Origin of the sequence: Rhizobium sp. SG570 (assembly GCF_012275345.1) — a bacterium.
Taxonomy (GTDB): Bacteria; Pseudomonadota; Alphaproteobacteria; order Rhizobiales; family Rhizobiaceae; genus Rhizobium; species Rhizobium lusitanum.
On record NZ_JAAZQI010000015.1, the window covers coordinates 126,100 to 151,361 of the forward strand.

Below are 25,262 nucleotides of genomic sequence, written 5' to 3' on the forward strand. Positions count from 1 at the left end.
AGCGAGAAATGACGGCGATAACCGATTTTGAAGACGCACTTGCAATCGTGCAAAACACTCCCTCCAGCTCTGATTTTTTTGGTCCGGTCCCTGAAGACAATGTCGACGCCGCAGAGCGGATGTTGGGTATTCGCATGCCGCCCAGTTATCGTAGGTTCCTTGTCACCCTGGGCGTCGGCTCGTTTGATGATGCCGAATTTTATGGAATCGTCGCAAACAAGATACCTGGCAGTTCTGTTCCCAGCATGGTTTGGCGGACTTTGGAGGATCGTAAGTTTGCAGGCTATCCCAAGACGTATATCACCATCATGAGCAGCGGTTATGGTCCCATTTTCTGTCTCGATAGTTCCGTCGTGAACTCACAAAACGAGTATCCCGTCGTTGAATGGGCGCCGGCTGTCTCGGTGACGAATCCGGGTGAACGTTTGGCGGAAAGTTTTGGCACCTTCTTCCTGGATGAGATCAGCAAGCGAGCCTAGTGGTGGGGAAAATTATCAATAGCAATCCGTAAAGATAAAATCGACCCCGCGACTACCAAAGAGATTGACAGCATCCCTCAGAAGTCAGCTGAGCTTTTTCAGCAGGGGGATTTGGGAGGATCTTTGGGGGCTGCTCAAGAAGCTTGGGATTTAATTCCTGTGCCGAAGAACAAATGGGACTATTATCCACAAAGCTTGTCGAGCGGATTTGTCGAGGATTATACCGAACTGCGGGATGTCGACGCTACGCGAAAATACAATCTGATCGACGTGCGAGGATATGGACAGTCGGTCGTCGTGCGCCCGATAGGGCCGCGGTAGCTTTCTGCAGCACCTCCATTGACGTCGAGCGAGTTCGGAAGCTCTTCCGAAGCGACGTGGCGAGCCGGTCATTCTGAGTTATGGTCAAGGACCCGAGAGGAACGGACACACCCTGGGGCTGGAGTGATTGCAATATGGATTAACCGGCACTGTCGGGTTTAACGGCGTTTTGGGAGCCTCAACTACCACTCGGTCACCAGCTTAGCCTTCTGCAAACGTATCCCGTTATCACGCAATATGATCACGGTCGACGTCGGCCTCCAGGGCGCTGTGTCCAAGAGACACCAAACGATCTGGTGCGCGAAGTGGTGGCTTAAATTTTCACTTGGGCAGTAGGTAGCTCAGAAAGGACACCCTGAACCATTCGGAGAGGCGGCGGAACGTACGCGTCGCAGCGTCAAACTGCCGAAAGATGCATGTCGAGTTGAAGAGGTGTAAATAGATCATGCCGGCAATTCATGAAAATTTTCAATATGCCTTGGACGAGTATGGTCCAGTCAGACAAATCCGGCGCGCATCGAACGCGGAACTTTCGGAGTTGCATCGGATGCTGCCGCAGGTAGTGGTCGATTTTATCAAGGAAAAGGGCTTCTGCTCTTTTCACAATGGTCTATTTACCATGTGCAATCCGGAGGAGATGCGGGCGGTCACTGCGCTGGTATTCGGTGCCGACGACGATTTTCACCATCGGGATTGCCACGTCTTCGGCTACACTGCTTTCGGTGTTCTTTGTTGTTGGTCAGACAAGCTCTACAATTTTCGGATAGAGTTGCCCCTGAATGTCATTTATTGCAGAGCTCTTACAACATCGGAAAACTGGCCGCCCCAAGCGAGTGCAGAGCATATTGCGTCGGGCATGATTCCGGATGAAGAAGAGGCGGATTTCCTGGATGTTGCTGGTACTCCGATGTTTGCAGCAAGCCAACGCGCCTACGGCGCAAACGAGACAAGCGAATGCTATGGTTTCTTTCCTGCTTTAGCGATTGCCGGCGCTTTCGGCCCAGCGCAAAGCGTAGAGCACATTAAGCGAGTGAAGGCACTTGAGCATTTCACCTTCCTTGCCCAGTTACAGCGCTTCTATCTTACCAAACCTGTTTCAGGCGGGCTGCAGGCGGTGCGGCCGATTGGCTAGTTGAGCGTCGGCAGCTTACCTTTCGCCAGTGCTGCTTGATACGTATCAGAGCTCAATATGAGATTGCTAAATCTGGTCATCCATTGTGATTCTTCTGAAGTTTCCTCGGACCCCTCGATTCGCAGCGGAGAGATCGCGGATCACAATCGCTGGAAGACTACGTGAAATGACGCCAAGAATTTAGGCAAAAAAAAAGAATTTCGAACTGAGGAAGTGTTGAGATGAAGCTATCGAGGGAGGCTGCAGAGTATATAGAGGATTTCGGTGCCCCCAATTACATGTAGCTTTCTCTAAAGAGGAAATGCATCAACTCGCTGGGAAATTTGCGGATGATCTACTCGCATTTATGAGCGCCTTTGGCCGCGCAGTTTTTCGAGATGGACTAATCCAGATCTGCCATCCTGATGATCAGAAGTGGGTATTAACTCTGATTTTTGGTGGCGATGAGACTTTCTCCCATCAAAATTGCCACGCATACGCCTACAGCGCTTTTGGCGAGATTTTTTGTTGGCACAGGGATTACGGGCTGACGATAGTTGGCATCATCGCGGGGAGCGTGACGTGTCGCTTGCTTACGAAAAACCTGTCGAGAGATGCCAATACCGATCGTACCTTCATAACGCCATTCGGTGCGGATGCAGACTTTTACGATGTGAACGATAAACCGCTTTTCAAGCGCGCCGTTAAGAAACTAGGGTCACTCCAGATAGGGGAGTGCTATGGCTTCGTGCCCGCCTTGGCACTTGGCGGGTCTCCAGAGCTTCAATATCTGAAGCGTCTTAGGTCACCCGAGCACTTTGCCATCGTAGCGCAGACAAATGATTTTAATCTTGTTGATGTTGAGGGCTACGGTGTATCGAAAGTTGTGAGGAAAATCGGCTGAAGCAGCGTTTGTATGAATAAGATTTATGAAGATATACTGCATAAATATGGGAATCCGGTTTTGAAGATCCCGTTTACGGACCAGGAGCATTTAGCGCTCCGGGGATTTTTTCCAAACCAAGTTGCCGATTTTTGCTTCAATATTGGTCGGTCGGTTTTGCGTGACGGCCTCATTCAATCATGCCATCCCGACGATATGAGGGGAGTTCTTGCTCTTATCTTGGGCGCTGACAGGGATTTTTCGCACGACAATTGCCATGCTTTCGCATACTCCGCTTTTGGTGTCATCTTCTTCTGGATGGAAGAGTACGGGTATGGCAATATCAGTATTTATGAAGGGCGTTTGACACACAAGAACTTTGTCAAGGGTCAGCATGCAGGACCGATGGCAGTCAATGCGGTCTCGGTACCATTTTGGCTATCGGATCAGGCGCTGGATTTTGAAGACGACGCCGGTAAGCCCCTATTCAAGCGGGCAGCCAAGAAGCTAGGGTCTCTCGAAATTGGTGAATGTTATGGTTTCGTGCCCGCTTTAGCCCTTGGAGGAATTGCGGATATTGCTCACCTCAAGCGCCTGAAGGCGCCTGAGCATTTTGCTATCGTCGCGCAGGCCATGGAATATAATCTGATCGACATGCAAGGATATGGACAGTCGGTCGTGGTGCGCCCGATAGGGCCAAGGTAGCTTTCTGCAGCACCTCTAGTGACGTCGAGCGAATTCGGAAGCTCTTCGGAAGCGACGTGGCGACTTAGTCATCTTGAGTTGCAATCACCGCCGCGAAGCGGAGCAGAAAGAATGGTGGATCTTTTCGCGGAATTGCGGACAGACCCGAATTTTGATCCCAATGTGATCCAGGATGTAACTCAGATCAGCCCACCGCAAGAACGCCGGCGGCAGGTGCTTGTAAATTTGTCCAGATGACTTTGGAGAAAACTCTTGTCGGAGCCCAATCCTCGTACAATCGCGACGTTAGATAAGCTGGATTCCGTTGAATGGTTTGTGAGCGTTGGCAGTCAAGATCAGAATCACGTCGGATATGTAAACTCATGGAACGAGGCCATAAAATCTTGTTCGACGTCTGACTGGGGAAATCTTACTTTGGAAGCTGCCAATCAATTGCGGGAGCGAATCGGAGAGAAAAGTAGGGAGCGGCTAAATCAATGGAATGCAATTTTAAAAACCGTGAAGCCTTTTTCTGATGCCCTAGTGAAAGACAAGTCGGAACATATTTCGGTATCACATAGGCTTCCTGATGCATTTTTGAGGTGTGTCAGATGGGATATATTCCATTTGTGTATGGAGGCTGAATATTCCGATCTGGTGGAGCCAGCATTTTTTTCCTCTCTTTCGTTATATTATCTCCGTGGGCACTTTCCGTGTGGGTTCGCCGGCGTTTTTCCACAAGGCCAGTTCATTGTATACTAAGCAAACGTTAGCTGTTGTTCAGTCGCGCTTCCACAAACGCATCCCGCATTGCCCGCAAGATGATCACGGCCGAAGCCGCACCTGGATCGATATGTCCCAAAGATCGCTCGCCTAGCCGCGCCGCCCGCCCGCGGGCCGCGACCATGGAGCTTGTCGAGTTCGCGCCGGCTTCGGCGGCTTCCAGGATGGCGTTCCACATGCCGGCAACGGCGAGTTCGCGCGCGCTCGCGTTGATGGCGGCTTCGGCGGCGGGGATCCAGGCGTCGAGCATCGTCTTATCGCCACGTTGTCCCTTGCCGCGCTGCTGAATGCCGGCCCTCATTTCGTCGACGATCATCGCCTGGCAGGCCGGCGAGAGCGATTCATCCGATTTCAGCGCTTGCGAAGCCCTGCGGAAACCTGTCGCGTAAAGCGGTCCGGTCGAAGCGCCGACGGCATCCAGAAAGGCCGAGGCGGCGACGGCGAAGATCTCGGAGGGTAACGCCTGCGCGAGGTCGAGCTTCGTCAGTTCGGCGTTCACGGCCATAAAGCCGAGGGACATGGTGATTCCGTGGTCGGCGTCTCCTATCGCTCCGTCCAATTCCGAGAGGTGATCCTTCCCGGCATTGATCGCGATGGATATGCGCTGAAACATGCCGCTCAGGCATCGCGCGGCTTTTTCTGACATCGTCTTCCTCCCGATCCCAGCAGTCCCTAGGGCTTGCTGGGCAACATTCTTATTCGATCATCCGACCCTCAGAGCGAAGGTATCGCATGGGTGGTACAGCAATTCCGTCAGCTCCTGATCGAGATGCAAAATGGATATGGATGCGCCGACCATATCGAGCGACGTGCAGTAGTGTCCCACCCAGTTCGCCTCGATCTTGATGTCCTTGGCGCTCAGCCGCTGCGCGACGCGCCGGAACAGGATGTAGAGCTCCATCAGCGGCGTCGCGCCGAAGGAGTTAATCAGCACAGCGACCCGGTCGCCGGCGGCAGGCTTCATCTCGGAGAAAATACGGTCCATGACCCGGTCCGTGATCTCGTCCGCACTCATCATTCTTTCGCGGGTGACGCCGCGCTCTCCATGAATGCCCATACCGAACTCGATATCGTCTGGCCCAATCTCGAAATTTTGGCGTCGCGTCTGCGGCAGCGAGCAGGGCTCCAGCGCAACACCCATGGTGAAGGTCCGGTCATTGGCCTTGCGCGTTATGGCCTCGCAGGCGTCGAGCGAGAGGCCCCTGTCGCAGGCCGCACCTGCAATTTTGAAGATGAAGAAATTGCCCGCAACGCCGCGGCGACCCTCCCTGTCTTCGATAGGGGACGACGCGATGTCGTCCGTCGTCAATACGGTCCGAACGTCGATCTGCTGTTCCTGCGCCATTTCCGCAGCCATCTCGAAGTTCATGACGTCGCCGGCATAATTGCCGTAGACGAAGAGCACGCCTTTTCCGCCGGAAGCCGCCTTGGCGCATTCGAGGATAGGCGTCGGCGGGGGCGACGAGAAGATATTGCCGATGGCGACGGCGTCGGCGAGACCCTTGCCGACATAGCCGAGAAAGCCAGGTTCATGGCCCGTGCCGCCGCCGATGACCAGGCCGACCTTTTGCGGCCGAGGGCCGTTGCGCGCGACCAGTGCCCGGTTCGATCCCTTGATCGGCGCGAGATAGGACGCATGCGCCTTGACGACACCATCCAGCATCTCGTCGACGACATCATCGGGATTGTTCAGGAACTTCTTGATATGCGTACGATAGCTGCTGGGCAGCGCAACGCTGTTATCCGCTTTCGGGCGCTGGGTTGCCTTCGGGTCGAACTCCGTCACCCCATCCGCATTCAGAATGCCGCGACCGGTGGCCGCGTCGGTGATGAGCACATTGATATAGCCGCCACGCAATGCGGCAAGAATGGCTGGCACCTTATCGAAGCCGCCAGCGACCGCGATGCGCAGCCCGATCGATTTGAGCATGTCGAGGGATATGCCGATGGTTCTGTCATCGAGCGGACCAGCGACCGGCTGGCCTTTCGGATCGATGAAGCGGCCAGCGACGACGCCGACCGCATTCTTGGCCAGATAATCCTGAAGCGAGACGGATTCGAAGAAGCCGCTCGTGTGGATCGTCGAATTCGGCCGCAACGACGATATGCCGAAGAGGGCCTTGTTGGCTTTGGAAAGGATCGAAAACTGATCTTCGATCAACGGCTCGCGCAGCAGGATATCGCGGACCTCCGTCGTCGAGACAATCGCCGGAGCCGTAATATTGATCAGCTTGCCGCCAACGGCATTCGCGAAGGCCGCGGCACAGAGCTCCGGCGTATAGGCGAAACGCGCCCGCGTGCCGCCGGTCGCCTGAACGATCGTGACATCCTGCAGGTTTGGAACATTGGACTGTTCGGCGATTGCCAGAACCGTGCGGCCCCAGGCAAGGGCGAGCGTGTCGCCGGATTTCAGCAGTCTGGCGATGGCCTGCGCGCCTGCTGTCCCGAGGCGATCGATCAACGGGCGTGTTCCATCGTCGCTCGGCACCACGAGACAGTCATGCAGCCCGAAATGGCGTTTGAGCTCCTGTGCGATGGAGAGCGAACTCAGGCGCGAGGGTTCGAGCGAGATATTGACGATGCCGCGGCTGCGTGCGTCGGCCAGGTAGCTGTTCACGGTTGCCCGCGAAATGCCCATGATCTCGGCGATATCGCCCTGGGTCTTGCCGTCTTCATAATAGAGCCAGCAGGCCCATACATAAGGATCATCGCCATAGCGCAGCGGCATAGCGTCGAGCGCGTCCGGCACGCCCGCTTTGCTTCCACCCGTTTTGCTGACCGAAGATGCCTTGCCTGTCATGATGATTCACAATTCCCTTTTTCCGCCCGAACATGAAAGCAATGGCGTATGTTTGCAAATGCTTCTTCGGACAGGGGCGGCGCGCGGCCCCATGCAGGGTCATGGGATCGCGCAGCCTTGGGAGATCAAATGTCCCTATCTATTGCAGCCTCGAACGAGCGCCCAAGGAAAGCGCCTTCAGGATGATGGCGCAGGATGTTGCACCGGCATCAAGCACCCCGAGCGAGCGCTCGCCCAACCGGCTGGCCCGGCCGATCTTGGCGACCAAGTTGAGCGTGGAGTCGCGCCCGGCCTCGGCCGCCGCTACCAAGGCATCGAGCGATTCAGCAAAGGATTTGCCGGCGGCATCCGCAGCGTCAAAGGCTTCGATTGCCGGAATTAGCGTATCCAGCAGCGTTTTGTCGCCAAGCTTTGCCGAGCCGATCGCCTGGATGCCTTCCAGGCCGGCATGCAGCATCCGGCTATAGGTGGCGCTGTCGATCGCTTCGACACCTTCCAGTTTCTCGGCGAACTCGGTGAACATGACGCCATAGAGCGGACCCATCGATCCGCCGATCTCCGTCATTAGGATCGTGCCCAGCGTGTCGAGCGAAGCGGCGAGCGAGAGGTTTTTGCCCTTTAGGCGCTCCGACGCCATGCCGAAACCCTTGGCCATGTTCACGCCGTGATCGCCATCGCCGATCTTGCCGTCGATCTCGCTCAGATAGGCGCGGTTTTCGACGATGCGGTCAGCCATCGCGAGCACGATGTCGCCCGCCGTTGCGTTGTTGAATGTCTGCATGATTGCGTTCCCCTCAGAGCAGCGTCGTGCATTGAATTTCGACATCCAGAAGCTTTTTCAGCTCCGGGTCGAGCGCCATGACGGTCAGTGTCGCGCCGACCATTTCAAGCGAGGTGAAATAGTTGCCGACATAAGTCTTGTAGATCTTCAGACCGCGCTCGGAGATCTTCGCCTCGATCGTGTCGTTCAGGATGTAGAGCTCGTTGACCGGTGTAGCCCCGAGGCCGGATACGAGGACGGCGACTTCCGTGCCAGCGGCCAGGTCGTGATCGTCGAGAACGATCTGGCACATCGTCTCGGCAATTTCAGCGGCGGTCTTCAGGGGCTCAACGCGAACGCCTGGCTCGCCATGATGGCCGATGCCCACTTCCATCGTGCCGGGCTCGATCTGGAAATTCGGATGACCAACAGCGGGCAGGGTGCAGGGACCAAGTCCGATGCCGACGGAGCGGCAGCTGTCGATCGCCTTCTGAGCGGCGACGCGTACCTCTTCGAGGCTTGCGCCAGTCGCCGCCTTGGCGCCGCCGATCTTCCACATGAAGATCTCGCCGGCCACACCGCGGCGTTTCTCGCGTTCCTCCGGCGGAGCGGAGCAGACGTCATCATTTGCGACCACAGTTGCGACCTCGATACCCTCCTTGGCGGCGAGCTTGATTGCCATCTTGACGTTCATGTTGTCGCCCGCGTAGTTGCCGTAGAGGCAGATCACGCCGCGGCCGCCATTGGCTTCACGAATGGCATCATGGAAGCTCTTGGCCGTCGGCGAAGAGAAGAGTTCGCCGACCGCGACCGCATCCAGCATGTTCTTGCCCGTGTAGCCGATAAAGGCCGGTTCATGCCCCGAGCCGCCGCCGGTGATCACCCCGACTTTTCCGGCGTGGGGAGCATTCTTGGCGATGACGACGCGTGGGTTTTCGGCCAGACGAACGATATCCGAATGCGCCTTGATGAAGCCTTTTACAGTGTCTTCAACGACTTCATCGGGGTTGTTGATGAACCGCTGCATGGTCTCTCCTGTCGAATTGTCGAGCGCTTGCGCTCAAAGAATTGTGTAGCCGCCATCGATCAGAAGATCGGCGCCGTTGATCATGTCCGCACCGGCCGAGGAGAGGAAAACAGCCGCGGCTGCAATCTCCTGCGGATATGCGAAGCGACCGGTGGGGATGCGTTTCTTTGCAGCCTCGCCCTTTTCGCCGGCCCAGGCCTTCTTGCCGAGCTCGGTCAGAACGATGGTCGGGGAAATGGTGTTGACGCAGATGCCGTGCTTGCCCCATTCGGCTGCAAAGGTCTTGGACATGCCGATGACGCCGAACTTGGAGGCGCAGTAAGCGACGTGTTCCTCGATGGCGACCGTGCCCGCCTGCGAAGCGAGGTTGACGATCTTGCCGCCCTTACCGGCGGCAATCATGGCGCGGCCGACCGCCTGCGTGACGAGGAAGGTTCCTTTGAGATTGATGTTTATCGTTTTATCCCAATAGTCTAGCGGCAAATCCTCAGCTGGTGCGAGAAACACGACGCCGGCACTGTTGATAGCGACATCGATGCCGCCGAAATGCGAGATCACATCGCTGATGGCCTTGTTGACCGAAGCGGGATCGGAGACATCGCAGGCAAATGGTGCAGCACCGCCACCAATCTCACTTGCCTTTGTCGTGGCCATATCGACATTGATATCGAGAACGGCGACTTTTGCGCCCTTGGATGCAAATGCTGCCGCGACTGCGGCGCCGATGCCGGATCCGCCGCCCGTGACAAGGGCAATTTTGCCTGACAATGGGAAGTTCAAATCAATGTCGGGAGGTGTCTCGGTCATCTTGTTCAAGCCTCTAGCTGGGGATTGGGTGGGGCGAAATCTTCGCCCCACCTGCATTGATCTTACTTGCGGGTTTCGAGCAGCTTGTCGACGTTGTCAGCCGTCACCGGGGTCCAGGGGACATTGTAGTTCTTGTCCTTGCCATCGTTGAACGGCATGGCGGGATACTGCGACCAGATCTTCGATTCCGGCTTATAGTTGCCCTTCTTGGCGGCGAAGATCGCAAGATCGAGCGCGCCCTGTGCCTGTGCACTGGCATCCTGCAGGATGGAGGTCATTGTACCCTGCTTGACGGCATGGAGTGCATCGGTGATGCCGTCGATACCGGCAATGGCGAAGTCCTTGACGTTGAGCTTCGCAGCCTTGATCGCCTCGATCGCGCCGAGCGCCATCTCATCGTTCTGGCCAATGACGCCGTTGATCTGGCCTGGATGTGATGTCAGCCAGTTTTCCATCAGCGTCTGGGCTTCGGCACGCGACCAGTTGGCGGTCTGGTCTTCCAGAACCTTCACATTCGGGCACTCGGCAAGAGCTTTCTTATTGCCCTGGAGGCGCGAGATCTGCGCGGACTGGCCGACCGGACCTTCAAGAATGACGACATTGCCCTTGCAGCCGATCTTGTCGAGCACTGTTTTCGCTTCTATGTAGCCGGAAACGGTGTCGTCAGAGCCGACATAGGCGGTCAGCAGATCGGAGTCCACGCGGGTGTTGGAGCCGACGACCGGAATTCCGGCGTCGTGTGCGGCCTGAACGGCGGTTGCGGCGGCTTCGATATCGATCGGCGCGAAGATGATCGCGTCAAACTTCTGCGTGATCATCGTGTTCACCTGCTCCTGCTGGACGAGAGCATCATAGCGGCCATCGAAGATGGTAAGATCAACATCGCCGTTCTTGACGGCGGGATGTTCCTTGAGTGCTGCCGACCAGATCTGCATGAATTCCGCATTCAGGCCGTAGGGCGCCGCGCCGATCTTCAGCTTCTTGTCCTGGGCGAGGGCCGGCGAGGCCAGAAGTGCAGTGGCCGCTGCAAGAGCAATTAGTAATTTCTTCATTATAATTCTCCTCCGTTGAAAGTCCGGCGGCCGTCGTGGCGCGCCGTTTGGTTTCCGAGTGCGCAGCACCTGGATGTCTTGGGGTTCAGCCGCCCAGATTTCGCTTTTGGTCGAGCATCACGGCGCCGACGATGAGGGCGCCCTTGAGGACCTGCTGGTAGTAGGATTGGATCCCCATCAGATCGAGGCCGTTGTTCATCACACCGATGATCAACGCGCCGATCAGAGTGCCGGTGATGCGCCCGACGCCGCCGGAAAGGCTGGTTCCGCCGATGACGACGGCGGCGATCGCATCGAGTTCGTAAGCGATACCGGCCTGGGGCAAAGCCGAGCCGGTACGTGCGGCAAGCAGCATGCCCGCCAGTCCGGAAAGGCCGCCGGAAATGACGTAGACGAGGAAGCGCAGCTTGCTGACATTGATGCCTGACGTGGTGGCGGCGTGCGGATTACCGCCAACGGCATAGATATAGCGGCCAAAGCGCGTGCGATTGAGAACCCACCATGCGATGGCAAAGACGATGGCAAGCAGAATGACGGGCATCGGAACGGACAAGACGCTGCCGGTGCCGATCCAGCGGAAATCAGGCGTTAGCGCCGGAACCGGTTTGCCGCCGCCATAGATCAGCGTCAGACCACGTGCTGCCGAGAGCATACCGAGCGTTGCGACGAAGGCGGGAACGGCGAAGCGCGAAACGATGACCCCGACCAAGGCGCCGCACGCCAGGCCGACCAGCACTCCGACGGTAAGGGCCACATAAGGCGGATAGGGCGCACCGAGAATGCCGGCCGTTGCCGAGGTCGTTGCGAAGCTCGCGCTGACGATACCGGTCAGCGCAACGACGGAGCCAACGGAAAGGTCGATACCGCGTGTGAGAATAACGAATGTCATGCCGATTGCCAGCACGCCGTTTATCGACGTCTGCAGCAGCACATTCGAGATGTTGCCAGGTGTCAGGAAGTATTCGTTCGAGACCGAAAGAATGGCGGCGAGCAGCAGGAAGGCGAGGAAAATCCCATATTCCTGGATGATCAATCGGCGCCGGTCGGAGCCGAACCAGGAATTGGACTGATTGTCTTCAGTGGCGGACATTGCAAATACCTCTTGTTGCCGGGCGCTGTTTTTGGGCTTCGTCGTCTGTCGCCTTCACGTCGACAGGTGTACGAGCGTTTGCGCGTCGGCCTCCTCCCTTTTGAGAATTCCGGCAGAGCGTCCCTGGCGCATCACCAGGATGCGATCGGACATGCCGAGAACCTCGTCTATTTCGGATGAAATCATGATGACCGTGCCGCCTTGGGCGGCGAAGTCGCAGATGATGCGATAGATTTCGCGCTTGGCGCCGACATCGACGCCGCGCGTCGGCTCGTCCAGAAGCAGCACCTTCGGCTTGCGCAGGAACCACTTGCCAAGCACGACCTTCTGCTGGTTACCGCCCGAAAGGCCGGAGACAGACATACTGTCGTGCGCGGCCTTGATGCCGAAACGCTTGATCATATCGAGGCTGGCGGCCGCTTCGGCTTGGCGATCCATCGAAAAATGCGGGCTCATTTCCGGCAGGCTCGCCAAGCAGATGTTGTTGCGCACGCTATCGGTGAGATTGAGCCCCGTCAGCTTGCGGTCTTCGGTCACGAAGGCGATGCCGTGTCGCATGGCCTCCGCTGGCTTGCGCACGGTGATCGGTTGTCCGCCGAGCTTGAGCTCGCCGCCGCTTGCCGTATCGAGGCCGAAGATGCAGTTGAAGATCTCGGTACGGCCCGACCCCATCAGGCCGTAAATGCCAAAGATCTCGCCCTTATGTGCAACAAAGGAGATGTTGTCGATCTTGCCGTCGGCCCTAAGTCCCGAGACGTCCAGCCCGGGCACATCCGTTGGCACATTGGTCTTGATGTATTCTTCGCCGAGTTCGCGGCCGACGATCATGCGGATGAGGCCGGGTCTGTCGATATCGGCGAGCGCACCGCTGCCGACATAGGAGCCATCGCGGAAGGCCGTGTAGGAATCGGCGATCTGGAAGATTTCCGATAGCCGGTGCGAGACATAGACGATGCCTTTGCCCTCGGCCTTCAGCCGCTCGATGGTCGAGAACAGCTGCTGCGCTTCCTTCTCGCCGATGGCCGAGGTGGGCTCGTCCATGAAGATGACTTCGGCATCGTGGCTGAGCGCCTTGGCAATCTCGACCAATTGAACCTGGGCGACCGAGAGGTTCATCATGAATTGCGTGGCGCGGATATTGAACTGCAGGCGTTCGAGCAGCGCCTGTGCATTGCGGTTCATCGATTTGAAATCGATGCCGCCGAAACGGGCAGACGGCTCGCGGCCGAGATAGATGTTCTCCGCAACCGTCATGTGCGGGATCGGACTGAGCTCCTGCTCGATGATGGCGATCCCGGCGGAAAGGGCTTCCGCTGGACTGGCGTAATCAACCTCTTTGCCGCGGCGGCGGATGGAGCCGGCGTCACGCTTGTGAATGCCCATCAGGATCTTAAGAAAGGTCGATTTGCCAGCGCCGTTACCGCCGCACAATGCGTGGACAGACCCCGTTCGCAACTGAAAGCGCCCGTCGCGCAGCGCAGCAACGCCGCCAAAGGACTTCTTCAGTCCTTCCACTTCAAGCAGGAAATCCACTTTCTCCTCCGCACTCCCGATGCCGGATCAAGGTCGGCTAACACCGATTGCCACCGCCAAGCACCAATATTGACAATATTCGATAGGCTATCGACAAATGTCAATATGCTGATTTTGTTTTCGGGATAACGCGCTCTCCGATACCTGCTTCCCTATGGTATCCACATGTCATAATATGAATTTCTGGATTGATCCGGCCTATGGACGAAACAGATCGACTTGCCATGACAGATTTGGGGACCAAGGAATGACGATAATCGGCCGAGGCCGGCAAAGACTGGCGCAACGGGTCATCGACCAGCTGCGCGTCCAGATCGAGACGGGCAAGCTTCAGGCGGGCGATAAGCTTCCGACGGAGCCGCAGCTGGAGGCAACATATGGCGTCAGCCGGACCGTCGTGCGCGAGGCGATTGCCGATCTGCGCTCTGCCGGGCTCGTCAGGCCTGTTCAGGGCAAGGGCGTGTTTGTTGCCGAAATGATGATACCCTCAGGATCAATGCTGACGCCTGTGGAGATCAGAAGCATCCCGGAAACGCTGGAATTGCTGGAGTTTCGCATGGCCACAGAGGGTGAGGCGGCCGCCATTGCGGCCTATCGCAGGACCGCCGAACAGGAGGCGGCAATCGCTGCGGCCAATCGGAAAATGGCTGCCCTGATAGAGCAGGGGCTCCCGACCGTCGAAGCGGATTACGAATTCCACATGGCCGTCGCCATCGCCACCAACAACCGATTCTACGTGGATGTGCTCAGGCATTTCGGTACTCGCACCATCCCGCGCGGGCAGTTTCCGACATTGCCGGAGGCGAATGATCGCGCCTATCTGGAAAAGGTTCATGCGGAGCATGTCGAGATTTTGGCGGCGATCGCAGATCAGGATCCGGAGCGTGCGCGGCAAGCGATGCGTGCTCACATGATGGCGAGCCAGCGACGGTATCGCTTCCTTGCAGAACAGCAACCGCAATAGGGCTCGACTCCCGACAAAAGTCATATTATGTCATATGATATGAATCTCATGGGAGATACACCAGGTGTATGCAGGGACGCAGGTCGAGGCACGGGACGATGATGACTACCGGGTTTTCAGGCAACTAGGGCTGAAGCATATCTGCGCGGATCCGCCGGGAAGACCTGACAGTTGGACGCTGCCCGATCTCGAACGTCACCGCGACAAGATCGAAAGCTTCGGGCTGATCCTGGACATGATCCAGCTGCCTCTGCCGTCCCAGCCGATCGAGAAGGCTTCTTATCCCGATATCCTACTTGCCGGACCCGATCGCGACCGGCAGATCGACGCGGTTTGCAAGCTGATCGAAGATATTGCGGCCGCTGGCATCCCATCGGCGAAATACAATCTCAATCTCATCGGCATCCCGCGCACGCCCGAGGAGGCGGGGCGAGGTGGCTCGATGAATGCGAGCTTCCGCTGGGACAAGGCGGACCACCAGGCAACCCCCGGCCTGGCCGGTGTGCTGTCGGAAGACGAGAACTGGGAGCGGATCGACTATTTCCTGGAGCGCGTCGTTCCTGTGGCGGAAAGCAATCGCGTCCGTCTCGCCTGCCATCCGCATGATCCCTATACGCCGCCAGGTTACCGCGGCGTCACGCGCGTCCTCGGCACGGTGGAGGGCCTGAAGAAATTCGTGCTTATGCGCGAAAGCCCTTATCACGGGCTGAACTTCTGCCAGGGCTCGATCGGCGAAATGCTCGACAATCCGCGCGCGGAGATCGACGACATCATCCGTTGGTTCGGCACGCGCGGCAAAATCCTCAACGTCCACTTCCGCAACATCAGGGGCGGCAAGCTGTCCTTCATGGAAACCTTCCCGGACGAGGGTGATATGGACATGATTCGCTCGGCCCGGATCTATAAGGAGGTCGGCTATCAATACATGCTGATGCCGGACCATGTGCCGACGATCAGCGGCCGCGATCCCACAGGCGTCGCCTTCGCCTTCTGCTACGGGTACATCGCCGCTCTCGTCCAGACGCTCGAACACGCCTGAAGCATCGTCGCTCCATCGATCGACAAAAGGATTTCACGATGAACCCGAATGACCTAAAAAAGGCAGTTGGCAGCGGTCTTCTGTCGTTCCCCGTCACGCATTTTAATCAGGATCTGACATTCGACGAAGCCAAATATCGCAGTCACGTCGAGTGGCTGGCAGGCTACGATGCAGCGGCACTTTTTGCAGCCGGTGGCACCGGCGAGTTCTTCTCCCTCAACCCTGCCGAAATCCCTCAGGTCGTTCGTGCCGCCAAGGCCGCGGCAGGCAATACGCCGATCATTTCGGGAACCGGCTACGGAACGTCGCTTGCCGTCGAAATCGCCAGGGCCGCGGAAAAAGCCGGCGCGGACGGTCTGCTGCTGCTGCCGCCCTATCTGATGTTTGCGGAGCAGGCAGGTCTGATTGCCCATGTGAAGGCCGTCTGCCAGGCCGTCGGCATCGGCGTCATTGTCTACAATCGCGACAATGCCGTGCTCAACGCCGAGAGCCTGGCGCGCCTTGCCGACGAATGTCCGAACCTCATCGGCTTCAAGGATGGCGTGGGTGACGTCGACAAGGTGATCGAGATCACGACGCTGCTCAAGGACCGCCTGGTCTATGTAGGCGGTATGCCGACCCACGAAGTCTATGCTCAGGCCTATTTCGGCGCTGGAGTAACGACCTATTCTTCCGCCGTCTTCAATTTCGTGCCCGCCTTGGCACAGCGCTTCTATGCAGCGTTGCGTGCCGGCGAGCAGACAACGGTGGACAATATCCTCAAAGGCTTCTTCTTCCCGTTGGTCACCCTGCGCAATCGCAGGAAAGGTTATGCAGTCTCGATCATCAAGGCGGGCCTGCGCGTGCTCGGCAAGGATCCAGGTCCAGTGAGACCACCTTTGACCGATCTGACGGCGGAAGAAATGACCGTGCTGGAAAAGATCGTCGCCGCAGCTGGATAATTTTTGCTAGAAGGCTCGTCTGATCGTCAAGCCGGGCCGGCAGTCAACGCTCGGGTGAGGTGACCAATGATTGAAGCTTCGTTCCGTGCAGCTACCCGGACGTTCGTCTATGTCGCCGCAACGACGGCGGGGACGATCGACATATACAGTATGGATGAAACGACAGGCGCGCTCACGCAGGTTTCGACTTTCGATGCGGGCAAGATGATCATGCCGATGACCGTCAGCCCCGACAGGAAGCATCTCTATGCCGTCATTCGCTCGCAACCATATCGGGTGCTGACGCTGGCGATCAACCCGGAAACCGGCAAGCTGACGCACGAAGCTGTTGCTGCTTTGCCCGATAGTATGGCTTACGTCTCCACCGACCCATCGGGCAGGTTGCTTTTCACCGCCTCCTATGGCGGCAACAAGATCGCCGTACTGCCTATTAACAGGGACGGGCTTGTCACCGACGGCGCGCGACAGACGGTCCTCACCGGCCGCAATGCCCATTCGATCGTCAGCGATCGGACCGGCAAATTCGTCTTCGCAACCAATCTCGGTTCCGATGTCGTGCAGCAGTTCGTCCTCGATCCGGAGGCCGGCATGCTGGAGGCGAACGATCCGCCGCACGTCGCGACCAGGCCGGGATACGGTCCGCGTCATATCATTCTGTCTCCGGACAATAAGTCCGTTTATGTCCTGACCGAATTGACCGGCCACGTCATCCACTACGCTCTCGATCCCGGCAGGGGTACGTTGAGCGAAATCGAAAGTGTGGCGTCCGTGCCTGACGACGCGGGGTTGTCTCCGGGCGCCACCCCACCGGCTCCTCCACCATTCAATGCAATCACGCCCGCCGCGGCCCCAGTGGATGACGGCAAACCGAAGGTTTGGGCTGCCGACATCGGCATCACGCCCAACGGTAAATTCCTGTATACGACCGAGCGAACCACCAGCAAAATTGCGCTCTTCCATGTGGCTGGTGGGGACGGGACGCTGACCTATGTCACGAATTACCCGACCGAGCAGCAACCGCGTGGCATTCGCGTAGATCCGTCGGGCCGATTCCTTGTGGCATCCGGTGAGAAATCCGACAAACTGTCTGTTTATGCCATCGACCAGACGAGCGGCACGCTCGGTTCCGTCGGCAGGTATCCGGTCGACGCCGGCGCGAACTGGATCGAAATCGTGACGTTGCCTTGAACTCGGACAGCCGAAGAGGAGCGGTTACGCTGGTGCGTAAGGTGCGGCGGTTGGGCTATCCGGTTTGGGCAACCAGCTTGGCAATAAGGTTTCCGACCTCGGAAGCGGGAAGGGGTTTTGCAAACAAAAAGCCCTGAAACATTTCGCATCCGGCCCCCTCGAGGAATTGGGCTTGCTCCTCGGTCTCCACACCCTCGGCGACGACCTCCAATTCGAGAGTTCTGCCAAGTGACACGATGGCGGAGGTGATCGCCATGTCGCCAGCTTTCTCGGGAATGTCCGCAATGAACGACCTGTCGATCTTCAACCGGGAGAGGGGGAAGCGTCTGAGGGTACTTAGGCTCGAATATCCCGTGCCGAAATCGTCGATCGCGATGCTGACACCGAGCTCTTTCAATGCATGCATGCGCTCTATGGCCCCCTCCACATCCCGCATGATCAAGCTTTCGGTCAGTTCCAGCTCGAGCCATTGTGGATCGAGGCCGGCAGCCTGAAGCGCCGATGCAACCTGGTCTATCAGCGAATTCTCGAGAAACTGTCTGGCGGATACATTCACCGCTATACGCAATGGTGGCAGACCCTGGTCCTGCCAGGCCCGAGCTTGGCGGCAAGCCTCGCGCAAAACCATATCGCCGATCAAGACCACCAGCCCCGTTTCTTCGGCCAGCGGGATGAACGTTCCCGGCAATAGCAAGCCTTCGACAGGATGCTGCCATCGTACGAGCGCTTCGACGCCGATCACTTGACCGCTACTGATATTCTTCTGCGGTTGATAGTGAAGCACGAACTCGTTCCGCTCCACCGCCCGCCGCAGCTCCTCAATACGGCTCAGCTTGCTGCGGGCTTCTTCCCCCATTGCGGGCGTGAACAGCTGAATACCGTTGCGACCGGATTCCTTCACGCGATAAAGCGCCATATCGGCGTTTGCGAATAGCTCCGACGCGGTATCGCCGTGCTTTCTGGAGCACGCTACGCCGATGCTGCAACTGACTCGAATTTCGACGCCATCGATGGTCAGCGGCTCGGATATGCCTTCGAGAATAGCCTTGAGTCTTTCATGGAAAGGGTTCTGGTTCTCTTCCAGAACAATGATGAACTCATCGCCGCCGATCCTCGACACGATGCCGCTGCTTTTAATTTGCGCCGATATCCTCTGGGCAACCACCTTGAGCAATTCGTCTCCGGCGGCATGTCCAAGGCTGTCATTCACCAGCTTGAAATTATCAAGATCCACAAAGGCTACGGCCAAGGATTTCCCCGCCTGCGATGCTTTTTCCAGGAGAACGACGACCTTTCGATTAAGGAGCGTGCGATTTGGCAACCCGGTCAGCGCATCATGCTCGGCAAGATAGGCGATGTGAGCGATGTCACGATGCCGATCGATCGCGATGCCGACGGTTTGAGCGATGCCTGCGAGGAATTCCACGAGGCCGCTTTCGTCATTCTCGGTCTTCGATGCTGTCAATGTCCCGTGCTTGCCTCCATCTCGCGAGAAAATGGGAAACTCAATCACTTCATTCGCCTGGGTCTCGCGTTGCTGGCCGTCCAGAATGAAGCTGACCCGTCTTCCGTTGAGGAGGCGCTCAAGCAGGGCTTGGGCATCCTTGAGAAACGAACCGAGGTCGACGCCTCGCGCAACGTCATGGAGAAGCTTCGTTTGCGCGCTCATCAACTCCTCTGCGCGCTTGCGGGCCGAGATATCGCGGGAGGCTCCGACGACGCCGATGATATTGCCATTCCGGTCCCGCAACGGCACACGCGACATCATCAGCCAGCCTTCGCCCTTCAGCCGTCGTTCCTCCACGCCGAGATCGGGCTCACCCTTCTCCATGACCCGCCGTTCGACTTCGTCAATCTTATGAGCGTCGGCCACCGGGTGAATTTCGGCATCGGTAAGGCCGATCAATTCGTCGACATGCGTGAAGCCGTTGTTGAGGACGATCGCACGGTTGGCAAAGAGGAAACGGCCGTCTCTGTCCTTGGCGTAGATGAAGTCGGGCACGTAGTTGATCATCGCCTCGAGCCATTCGTATCGCTCGGTGAGCGACAGAAGCTGAGCTTGGAGCAATTCGAGCGAGACGCGGGGCTGCCGGTCGGCGTCGTTCTGATCTTCTATGGTTGACTTTGACGGATTTCCCGGCTGCTGCGTCATCACTGCTCTCTTGCTTGGCTAACGAATAATATTGGCAACGGGTTATGCAACCACAAAAACACAGGATGCATTTTGGTCGTTGGACGCGAGGGCATAGATCTCAACTTGCGACCAACCAAGCGCATTTCTTCCCGCATGATCGGATAAACGATCGAACTGGTCGGCCTCTGCCGCTCTTGTCACCCTTCTTCGCTTTGCGAAGCACCAAGTGCTCATCAAGGCAAAAGGTAACAGGCGTGACCTGATCCCGCAAACAGATGGTCTGCGCCTCAAAATGGCTGATCGGGATATAGGCCGCGAGCCAGGCGACCCGCTCGCGGCCGCCTTGCGGGGTAGGGGCAAAAGCGGCTACAGCCATGTGAAAGAAACATGAGAATCGTCGGGAGAAGCATCATGGATGTTCGCAAAGCCGGCACGGACGGTAATCTCGTGCTTGCCGGCGTGCTTTTGATGCTTCTCGGCGATTTTCTGTTTTCACTGAACGATGCCATGGGCAAGTGGTTGGTCGCGAGCTTTTCCGTCGGCCAAATTCTGGTGATACGCTCGCTCGGCTCCTTTGTCATTCTCGCGCCCATGATCGCGCGGCAGGGAAGCGATGCACTGTTCCGCATCGAGCGGCCGCCGTTGCAGCTTCTGCGCATAGTGATGACGACCACCGACGTTGGTCTCTTCTATGCGGCTGTCGCCTATCTGCCGCTTGCAGATGTCATGACCTTCTACATGGCCGGTCCTATCTATGTCGCCGCGATCTCGCATTTCTTCCTTGGCGAGAGGATCGGTTGGCGGCGGTGGCTGGCCGTCTTCGTCGGTTTTGCCGGCGTACTGATCGCGCTTAAACCTTCGACGGCAATGTTCTCCTGGCCGTCGCTTTTCGGCCTTTGCGGCAGCCTCGCGTTCGCGATGACACTTGTGCTTGGCCGGCGGCTGCGACAGACGAACGATGCGACGCTCGTCGCCTGGCAGACTGTCGGCGCACTTGTCGCAGGACTGGTACTCAGCATCGGCAACTGGCGTTCCGCCTCGACGCTCGATTTTGCGGCCATGTTGGCGCTCGGCGTTGTCGCCGGCAGCGCCCATATGCTGATAACGCGATCGCTGAAACTTGCGCCCGCGTCGCTGCTCGCACCTCTGCAATATACGCTGCTTATCTGGGCGATAGCGCTCGGTTTCTTCTTCTTCGGCGACATTCCGGATATCCAGGTCTTCCTCGGAGCCGCCATCATCGTGCTTGCCGGTCTTTTCATCTTCCACCGGAAGAATCTGACCGACACTATCCCGAAGGAAGCTGTCGCACCGGATGGGCATTGAGGCGGTGGCTTTCTCCGTCTCCTAAATGCTCCTCTGAAGAACCGGAACACATCTGAACAAAGTTGGGGCTGCTGGTTTTCGATAGGCTCTAATGTCCCATGGATGCCTTTTTGCCGAGTGTTACGTTGCGTAGGGTAAGGGCCAGCGGAATTGCGGCCAGGGAAATCAGCGTCAAAACCCAGAACGCATCGATGTAAGCCAGGAACGAAGCCTGACTTTGCACCTGCTCGTTGATCCAGGCAAGCGCCTGCTGATTTGCCGTCACCAGTGAACTGCCCTGGCTAGTGAAGTAATTTGTCACCTGGTTGAGCGTATCCTGATAGACGCCGTTCGAAGGAATGACATGCTCGACCATACGGCTCTGGTGAAACTGCTCCCGATGGGTAATGATGTTCGATATCAGCGACACGCCAATCGATCCGCCGGTGTTGCGCGCGGCGTTGAGCAAGGCCGACGCCTGGTCTGTCTTGCTGGAGGGGATGCCGTCATAGGAGGCCGCGGTAATCGGCAGGAATATGAAGGGCAGGCCAATTCCTTGCAGCATGCGTGCTTCGGCAAGATACCAGAAGCCGATGCCACTATAGGCGCTGGTTACCTGATACATGGAAAAGGCAACAAAGCCGGCACCGACCGCGATCAGATATTTCGGCTGCACTTTTGACGACAGGACGCCGACGACGAACATCATGATCATCGTCACGAGGCCGCCGGGAGACAGCATCAGGCCAGCCCAAGTTGCCGTATAGCCGAGATTTGCTTGAACCAGCTGCGGCAGATATTGAGTTGTCGCCAGAAGCAGCGCGCCCGTCGCCATCATCACCAGGAAGCAGGTGCCGAACTGCCGGCTAACGAGCATCCTGATATCAACGGCTGGATTCTTGTGCTTCAGTTCCCAGGGGACCATTAAAACAAAGGCCAAAGCGCAGATCGCGGCGGCCATGATGATGAAGTTCGATCCAAACCAATCGTCTTCAAGGCCACGATCAAGCATCAGCTCCAGCGCTCCGAGAAAGGTCGCAACAAGGCCGAAGCCGATCCAGTCGAAGCCAATCTTTTCCTTCCGCAGCCGCACGCGCTCCTCGGCGCTGCCTTCGGGCTCCTTGATCAGCATGGCAACGGCTGCCAGCGTCAGAATGCCGACCGGCCCGTTGATCAGGAAGCACCAGTGCCAGGAAAAATTATCGGAAAGCCAACCGCCCAGGGTCGGTCCGACCACAGGAGCAACAACAACCGCGACCCCGAACAGGGCAAAGCCTTGCCCGCGTTTTTCGGGCGGAAAGCTGTCGGCTAGAATGGACTGCGCGACAGGCACCATCCCGCCGCCGCCGATGCCTTGCAATACCCGGGCTAAGAGCAGGAATTGCAGGTTGGGTGCAAAGCCACACATGACCGAACTAATTGTAAACAATGCCAGGCAGCCAAGGAAAAAGGTCTTACGTCCCAGAATGCGCACGAGATAGCTCGTCGCCGTCACGATCACCGCATTGGAGACGAGATAGGTTGTGACAACCCAGGATGCCTCGTCCTGACTGACGCCGAGGCCGCCGGAAATGTAATTCAGGGCGACATTGGCGATCGTCGTATCAAGCACTTCCATGAAGCTGGCGAGTGCTACGACAATGGCGATGATCCACGGGGTTGCCGATGGTTTGGCAACAGCGTTCGTGCTCACAGCAGGCTCCTCAAGCTTTCCCACAGGGATAGGCTTGCATCGGTCCGCACGGTTGGTACGACCGACATGCCCGGTCCCAGCGCCACATCGCTCGGCACATCGTCAAGCACGATTTTCACCGGCACTCGCTGTACGATTTTTACGTAGTTGCCGGTGGCATTTTCCGCCGGAAGCAGCGAAAAAGCGGTCCCCGATCCCGGCTGTACGCTTGCGATATGGCCATCGATTAAGCGTCCCCCATAGGCGTCGATGGTCAGCGTGACAGGCTGGCCCGGACGCATATGGTCGAGCTGCGTTTCTTTGAAATTGGCCGTCACCCAAAGCTTGTCCGGCACGAACATGGCAAGATTCGACCCCGTCTGGACATATTGGCCATCGCCAGCCGAAAGCTGCACGACCCGTCCGGGCTGCGCCGCCGTTATGGTCGTATAGGAGAAATTTAGCTTTGCCTGGTCGAGCTGCGCTTGATCCTGTTTTTGGGTGGCCTGGGCGCTGGCGATCTGAGAATCGTAGGCAGCAAGCTGGCGCTGCGCGGCGGTCAAAGAGGCTTCGTCCGTATTCAGGGCAGCCTGTTGCTGATGCAATTGCGACTGATATTGCTGTGCTTCCTGAATGGTGCCGGAACCGCTCTTCATCAGCGTTTCGTAGCGGTCATATTGCTGTTGGGCAAAGACGAGGTTGGCCTTGGCCTGCTCAATCTGAGCCTTGGCCTGGTCCACATTCGCCTCCTGGACCTGCTTCTGCGCTTCGGTATTCCGGATATTGGCCTCTGCGGCGGCAACCTGCGCCTGCGCCTGTTCCAGAGATGTCTGGAAATCGCGGTCATCGATCCGGGCGATCACTTCGCCTGCCGTCACATGCTGGTTATCGGTAACCGCAACGGAAGAAATGTAACCGGCGACCCTGGAGGTAACGGCATATTGACGGGCGGCGATAAAGGCATCGTCCGTGCTTTCGTAGTGCGAGCCATTATCCCAATAGACATAGGTTGCAGCAGCTGCCACAGCCAGCGCGGTCCCGCCGATCAAAAGCATCGTCGTGCGTCGCGAGCGCCCACTTTTGGCTTTCTCCTCATCGGAATTGTCCGGAGCCTGTCGTTCATCCTCACGTATGCGGGCTTGCTCGCTGGTGTGCGGCGCTTCTGCCTGCTCCTGTTTTGCCGTGATGTTATCCTGCTCATTGTCTGCCGCCGCACTGCCTTTTTTAGGCTCCAGCACGATCAGCTTTCCAAAGGTCTCATCTTGAGGCGCGCTCATGTTTTACCTCTTTGCTCGATGCATTAAATTGAAACGAAACGTTTCATTTAAATATTGACCTAGAACTGATCGGGATGTTAGTCAAGAGGCGGAGAGGGCAGGGACCCCATCCATGCCAATCAAAAATCGGTGAGGCGCGTTTTGGCGAGAGAAACGACAAAACTGAAAAATATAGAGCCGAAGGCAGGCATGCCCCGGCGCGGGCGACCGCCGCGAGAAATGGCTGGAGAAGTCGAAGACAGGATCTTGCAGGCCGCTCTTCAGGTTTTCGTCGCCCGCGGTTACGAAGGGGCCAGCATTGACGAAATCGCCGAGGTAGCCAGGGCCGGCAAGCCGAGCATCTATACGCGCTTTACCAGCAAGGAAACCTTGTTCAGAGAGGTGGTTTTGCGCTGGGTGCAGAAGTCCGGCGAGATGGCTGCCTCTGCCACTTCGGGCAATATTCAGGAACGTTTCCAGACTGCGGGTGTCCTGATTGTGCAGCGCGCTATCAAGGACGAGACCGTAGGGCTCATGCGTAGCGTGATGGGAGAGGCAACGCGCCATCCGGAGCTGGCAACTACCATCCACTATGCCATCCGTGCGCATGGGACGGCCACGGTGATGAAGCTCGTCGCAGAACTGGCGGAGGCGGAGGAAATCAGATCTCTCCCGGCCTTTGCACCAGACAATCTTCCGGCGACGACCCGCCGCTTCATCGACTTGGTCTTGCTGCCGATGATGATGTCCTCGCTGTTTCATGCCGACCTGACGCCGGTCAAGACGGAGATGGAAAATCATGCGCGCGAAGCGGCATCATTTTTCCTGCGCGGTTGCGGCTACTGTCCGACCGGCGCCTGAGGTGAAGGCGGACCGACCGGCATGATAGCGCCGCGCCGGAGAATCCGCTTAGCGACAAATGATGTATCCGTTAGCCGATCAGGCGCTGTCTGGTGTCCGGGCGCTTCATCGCTCGGCTGCCACCGGAGGCCGACGGTCGCTGAAAAGAGCAAGCAGAGCCGGATTGATGTAATGTCTGAATGAAAAGCTGCGTTACAAATTCCCGTCTGGTGCCCACAATACAGACCCCTGAAAATCCGAATATTCCAATGTCTGTGTTGTCCGCGTTTCACGCCACGCAGAGCTATTTGGCCACAAAACCAACTCGGAATCCGAACAACCGGCCTATCTTTTCCAATGTTTCGAGCGTTGGGTTCGCGGTGCCGGCTTCGATCTCCGCAACTTGTCGCCTAGTAAGCGACAGCGTCTTGGCAAATTCCTCCTGCGTCATGCCGAACCCTTTACGGATCTCCGCCACAGCACCGGGCAGCCTCAGGTCCCCAGTTCGAGCACGTTCCGCCAGTGTTCGCCGGTTTTCCAGAATCTCATCTTTCGTCGGTTTCTTCCATCGAGCCATTAGCGGTCCTTCGTCA

Annotated in this window: 22 protein-coding genes; 10 read left to right on the plus strand and 12 right to left on the minus strand. The window is 57.5% G+C overall.

Annotated elements, in window-relative coordinates; translation table 11 throughout:
* Positions 1-8 precede the first annotated feature (8 nt).
* The 4 genes from FHT28_RS26490 (at position 9) to FHT28_RS26505 (ending at position 3,499) form a co-directional block, all read left to right on the plus strand.
* Complete coding sequence (locus FHT28_RS26490; protein WP_168597818.1) at positions 9-479, plus strand: SMI1/KNR4 family protein; 471 nt, start codon at positions 9-11, stop codon at positions 477-479.
* 766 nt (positions 480-1,245) lie between these two features.
* The gene (locus FHT28_RS26495) at positions 1,246-1,932 is read left to right on the plus strand and encodes a GAD-like domain-containing protein (RefSeq protein WP_168597819.1); all 687 of its coding nucleotides are present in this window, start codon (positions 1,246-1,248) and stop codon (positions 1,930-1,932) included.
* A gap of 229 nt (positions 1,933-2,161) precedes the next feature.
* Entirely contained in the window at positions 2,162-2,815 is a 654-nt protein-coding gene (locus FHT28_RS36905; RefSeq protein WP_348645026.1) for a T6SS immunity protein Tdi1 domain-containing protein, read from the plus strand.
* A 12-nt stretch (positions 2,816-2,827) separates the two neighbouring features.
* Positions 2,828-3,499, plus strand: a complete 672-nt coding sequence (locus FHT28_RS26505) for a T6SS immunity protein Tdi1 domain-containing protein (RefSeq protein WP_168597821.1) — start codon at positions 2,828-2,830, stop codon at positions 3,497-3,499.
* A 748-nt stretch (positions 3,500-4,247) separates the two neighbouring features.
* Here the strand turns inward: FHT28_RS26505 and dhaL (FHT28_RS26510) are convergent.
* From dhaL (FHT28_RS26510) to FHT28_RS26545, 8 genes are all read right to left on the minus strand, one after another.
* Complete coding sequence (gene dhaL / locus FHT28_RS26510) at positions 4,248-4,907, minus strand: dihydroxyacetone kinase subunit DhaL (RefSeq protein WP_037199167.1); 660 nt, start codon at positions 4,905-4,907, stop codon at positions 4,248-4,250.
* A 57-nt stretch (positions 4,908-4,964) separates the two neighbouring features.
* Positions 4,965-7,061, minus strand: a complete 2,097-nt coding sequence (locus FHT28_RS26515) for a bifunctional sugar-binding transcriptional regulator/dihydroxyacetone kinase subunit DhaK (protein ID WP_168597822.1) — start codon at positions 7,059-7,061, stop codon at positions 4,965-4,967.
* A gap of 139 nt (positions 7,062-7,200) precedes the next feature.
* The gene (dhaL, locus tag FHT28_RS26520) at positions 7,201-7,842 is read right to left on the minus strand and encodes a dihydroxyacetone kinase subunit DhaL (RefSeq protein ID WP_168597823.1); all 642 of its coding nucleotides are present in this window, start codon (positions 7,840-7,842) and stop codon (positions 7,201-7,203) included.
* A 13-nt stretch (positions 7,843-7,855) separates the two neighbouring features.
* The gene (locus FHT28_RS26525; protein ID WP_168597824.1) at positions 7,856-8,848 is read right to left on the minus strand and encodes a dihydroxyacetone kinase subunit DhaK; all 993 of its coding nucleotides are present in this window, start codon (positions 8,846-8,848) and stop codon (positions 7,856-7,858) included.
* A 33-nt stretch (positions 8,849-8,881) separates the two neighbouring features.
* Positions 8,882-9,655: an SDR family oxidoreductase gene (locus FHT28_RS26530; protein WP_168597825.1), complete on the minus strand. Its 774-nt coding sequence runs from the start codon at positions 9,653-9,655 to the stop codon at positions 8,882-8,884.
* Positions 9,656-9,717: 62 nt separating this feature from the next.
* On the minus strand, positions 9,718-10,707 hold the full coding sequence (locus FHT28_RS26535; protein WP_168597826.1) for a substrate-binding domain-containing protein: 990 nt from the start codon (positions 10,705-10,707) through the stop codon (positions 9,718-9,720).
* Between the two features lie 85 nt (positions 10,708-10,792).
* Positions 10,793-11,797 (minus strand): ABC transporter permease, encoded by a 1,005-nt coding sequence (locus FHT28_RS26540; RefSeq protein WP_168597827.1) that lies wholly within the window; start codon positions 11,795-11,797, stop codon positions 10,793-10,795.
* A 54-nt stretch (positions 11,798-11,851) separates the two neighbouring features.
* Positions 11,852-13,330, minus strand: a complete 1,479-nt coding sequence (locus FHT28_RS26545) for a sugar ABC transporter ATP-binding protein (RefSeq protein ID WP_168597828.1) — start codon at positions 13,328-13,330, stop codon at positions 11,852-11,854.
* Positions 13,331-13,577: 247 nt separating this feature from the next.
* Between FHT28_RS26545 and FHT28_RS26550 the strand changes: the two genes are divergently transcribed.
* From FHT28_RS26550 to FHT28_RS26565, 4 genes are all read left to right on the plus strand, one after another.
* On the plus strand, positions 13,578-14,294 hold the full coding sequence (locus FHT28_RS26550; RefSeq protein WP_168597829.1) for a FadR/GntR family transcriptional regulator: 717 nt from the start codon (positions 13,578-13,580) through the stop codon (positions 14,292-14,294).
* Between the two features lie 64 nt (positions 14,295-14,358).
* Positions 14,359-15,333, plus strand: a complete 975-nt coding sequence (locus FHT28_RS26555; RefSeq protein ID WP_168597830.1) for a mannonate dehydratase — start codon at positions 14,359-14,361, stop codon at positions 15,331-15,333.
* 38 nt (positions 15,334-15,371) lie between these two features.
* Positions 15,372-16,274, plus strand: coding sequence for a 5-dehydro-4-deoxyglucarate dehydratase (gene kdgD / locus FHT28_RS26560; protein ID WP_168597831.1), 903 nt, complete (start codon positions 15,372-15,374; stop codon positions 16,272-16,274).
* Positions 16,275-16,340: 66 nt separating this feature from the next.
* On the plus strand, positions 16,341-17,462 hold the full coding sequence (locus FHT28_RS26565) for a lactonase family protein (protein WP_168597832.1): 1,122 nt from the start codon (positions 16,341-16,343) through the stop codon (positions 17,460-17,462).
* Between the two features lie 55 nt (positions 17,463-17,517).
* Here FHT28_RS26565 and FHT28_RS26570 read toward each other — a convergent pair whose 3' ends face one another.
* On the minus strand, positions 17,518-19,476 hold the full coding sequence (locus tag FHT28_RS26570) for a GGDEF and EAL domain-containing protein (RefSeq protein ID WP_246704959.1): 1,959 nt from the start codon (positions 19,474-19,476) through the stop codon (positions 17,518-17,520).
* 531 nt (positions 19,477-20,007) lie between these two features.
* On the opposite strand from FHT28_RS26570, the gene FHT28_RS26575 reads away from it, so the two are divergent.
* Positions 20,008-20,922, plus strand: coding sequence for a DMT family transporter (locus tag FHT28_RS26575; RefSeq protein ID WP_168597834.1), 915 nt, complete (start codon positions 20,008-20,010; stop codon positions 20,920-20,922).
* An 88-nt stretch (positions 20,923-21,010) separates the two neighbouring features.
* Here FHT28_RS26575 and FHT28_RS26580 read toward each other — a convergent pair whose 3' ends face one another.
* A complete protein-coding gene (locus tag FHT28_RS26580; RefSeq protein WP_348645024.1) occupies positions 21,011-22,594 on the minus strand; it encodes a DHA2 family efflux MFS transporter permease subunit in 1,584 nt (527 codons plus the stop codon).
* Positions 22,591-23,850, minus strand: coding sequence for an HlyD family secretion protein (locus tag FHT28_RS26585; RefSeq protein WP_168597835.1), 1,260 nt, complete (start codon positions 23,848-23,850; stop codon positions 22,591-22,593). Before FHT28_RS26585 ends, FHT28_RS26580 begins: the two co-directional genes overlap by 4 nt.
* Before the next feature lie 219 nt (positions 23,851-24,069).
* Here FHT28_RS26585 and FHT28_RS26590 point away from each other — a divergent pair, with 219 nt between their 5' ends.
* Positions 24,070-24,690 carry a TetR/AcrR family transcriptional regulator gene (locus FHT28_RS26590; protein ID WP_051964015.1) on the plus strand — a complete coding sequence of 207 codons (621 nt, stop codon included), beginning with the start codon at positions 24,070-24,072 and terminating at the stop codon, positions 24,688-24,690.
* Between the two features lie 283 nt (positions 24,691-24,973).
* Here the strand turns inward: FHT28_RS26590 and FHT28_RS26595 are convergent, their stop codons facing one another.
* A complete protein-coding gene (locus FHT28_RS26595; protein WP_168597836.1) occupies positions 24,974-25,246 on the minus strand; it encodes a helix-turn-helix transcriptional regulator in 273 nt (90 codons plus the stop codon).
* Positions 25,247-25,262 lie beyond the last annotated feature (16 nt).

What these genes read in the sequence shown, in the direction of transcription:
- FHT28_RS26585 (WP_168597835.1), bottom strand. Translation starts at nt 23,850, where the DNA reads ATGAGCGCGCCTCAAGATGAGACCTTTGGAAAGCTGATCGTGCTGGAG.
- FHT28_RS26525 (WP_168597824.1), bottom strand. Translation starts at nt 8,848, where the DNA reads ATGCAGCGGTTCATCAACAACCCCGATGAAGTCGTTGAAGACACTGTA.
- kdgD (WP_168597831.1), top strand. Translation starts at nt 15,372, where the DNA reads ATGAACCCGAATGACCTAAAAAAGGCAGTTGGCAGCGGTCTTCTGTCG.
- FHT28_RS26595 (WP_168597836.1), bottom strand. Translation starts at nt 25,246, where the DNA reads ATGGCTCGATGGAAGAAACCGACGAAAGATGAGATTCTGGAAAACCGG.
- FHT28_RS26540 (WP_168597827.1), bottom strand. Translation starts at nt 11,797, where the DNA reads ATGTCCGCCACTGAAGACAATCAGTCCAATTCCTGGTTCGGCTCCGAC.
- FHT28_RS26550 (WP_168597829.1), top strand. Translation starts at nt 13,578, where the DNA reads ATGACGATAATCGGCCGAGGCCGGCAAAGACTGGCGCAACGGGTCATC.
- dhaL (WP_168597823.1), bottom strand. Translation starts at nt 7,842, where the DNA reads ATGCAGACATTCAACAACGCAACGGCGGGCGACATCGTGCTCGCGATG.
- FHT28_RS26575 (WP_168597834.1), top strand. Translation starts at nt 20,008, where the DNA reads ATGGATGTTCGCAAAGCCGGCACGGACGGTAATCTCGTGCTTGCCGGC.
- FHT28_RS26495 (WP_168597819.1), top strand. Translation starts at nt 1,246, where the DNA reads ATGCCGGCAATTCATGAAAATTTTCAATATGCCTTGGACGAGTATGGT.
- FHT28_RS26505 (WP_168597821.1), top strand. Translation starts at nt 2,828, where the DNA reads ATGAATAAGATTTATGAAGATATACTGCATAAATATGGGAATCCGGTT.
- FHT28_RS26570 (WP_246704959.1), bottom strand. Translation starts at nt 19,476, where the DNA reads ATGATCAACTACGTGCCCGACTTCATCTACGCCAAGGACAGAGACGGC.
- FHT28_RS26530 (WP_168597825.1), bottom strand. Translation starts at nt 9,655, where the DNA reads ATGACCGAGACACCTCCCGACATTGATTTGAACTTCCCATTGTCAGGC.
- FHT28_RS26590 (WP_051964015.1), top strand. Translation starts at nt 24,070, where the DNA reads ATGGCTGGAGAAGTCGAAGACAGGATCTTGCAGGCCGCTCTTCAGGTT.
- FHT28_RS26515 (WP_168597822.1), bottom strand. Translation starts at nt 7,061, where the DNA reads ATGACAGGCAAGGCATCTTCGGTCAGCAAAACGGGTGGAAGCAAAGCG.
- FHT28_RS26565 (WP_168597832.1), top strand. Translation starts at nt 16,341, where the DNA reads ATGATTGAAGCTTCGTTCCGTGCAGCTACCCGGACGTTCGTCTATGTC.
- dhaL (WP_037199167.1), bottom strand. Translation starts at nt 4,907, where the DNA reads ATGTCAGAAAAAGCCGCGCGATGCCTGAGCGGCATGTTTCAGCGCATA.
- FHT28_RS26535 (WP_168597826.1), bottom strand. Translation starts at nt 10,707, where the DNA reads ATGAAGAAATTACTAATTGCTCTTGCAGCGGCCACTGCACTTCTGGCC.
- FHT28_RS26490 (WP_168597818.1), top strand. Translation starts at nt 9, where the DNA reads ATGACGGCGATAACCGATTTTGAAGACGCACTTGCAATCGTGCAAAAC.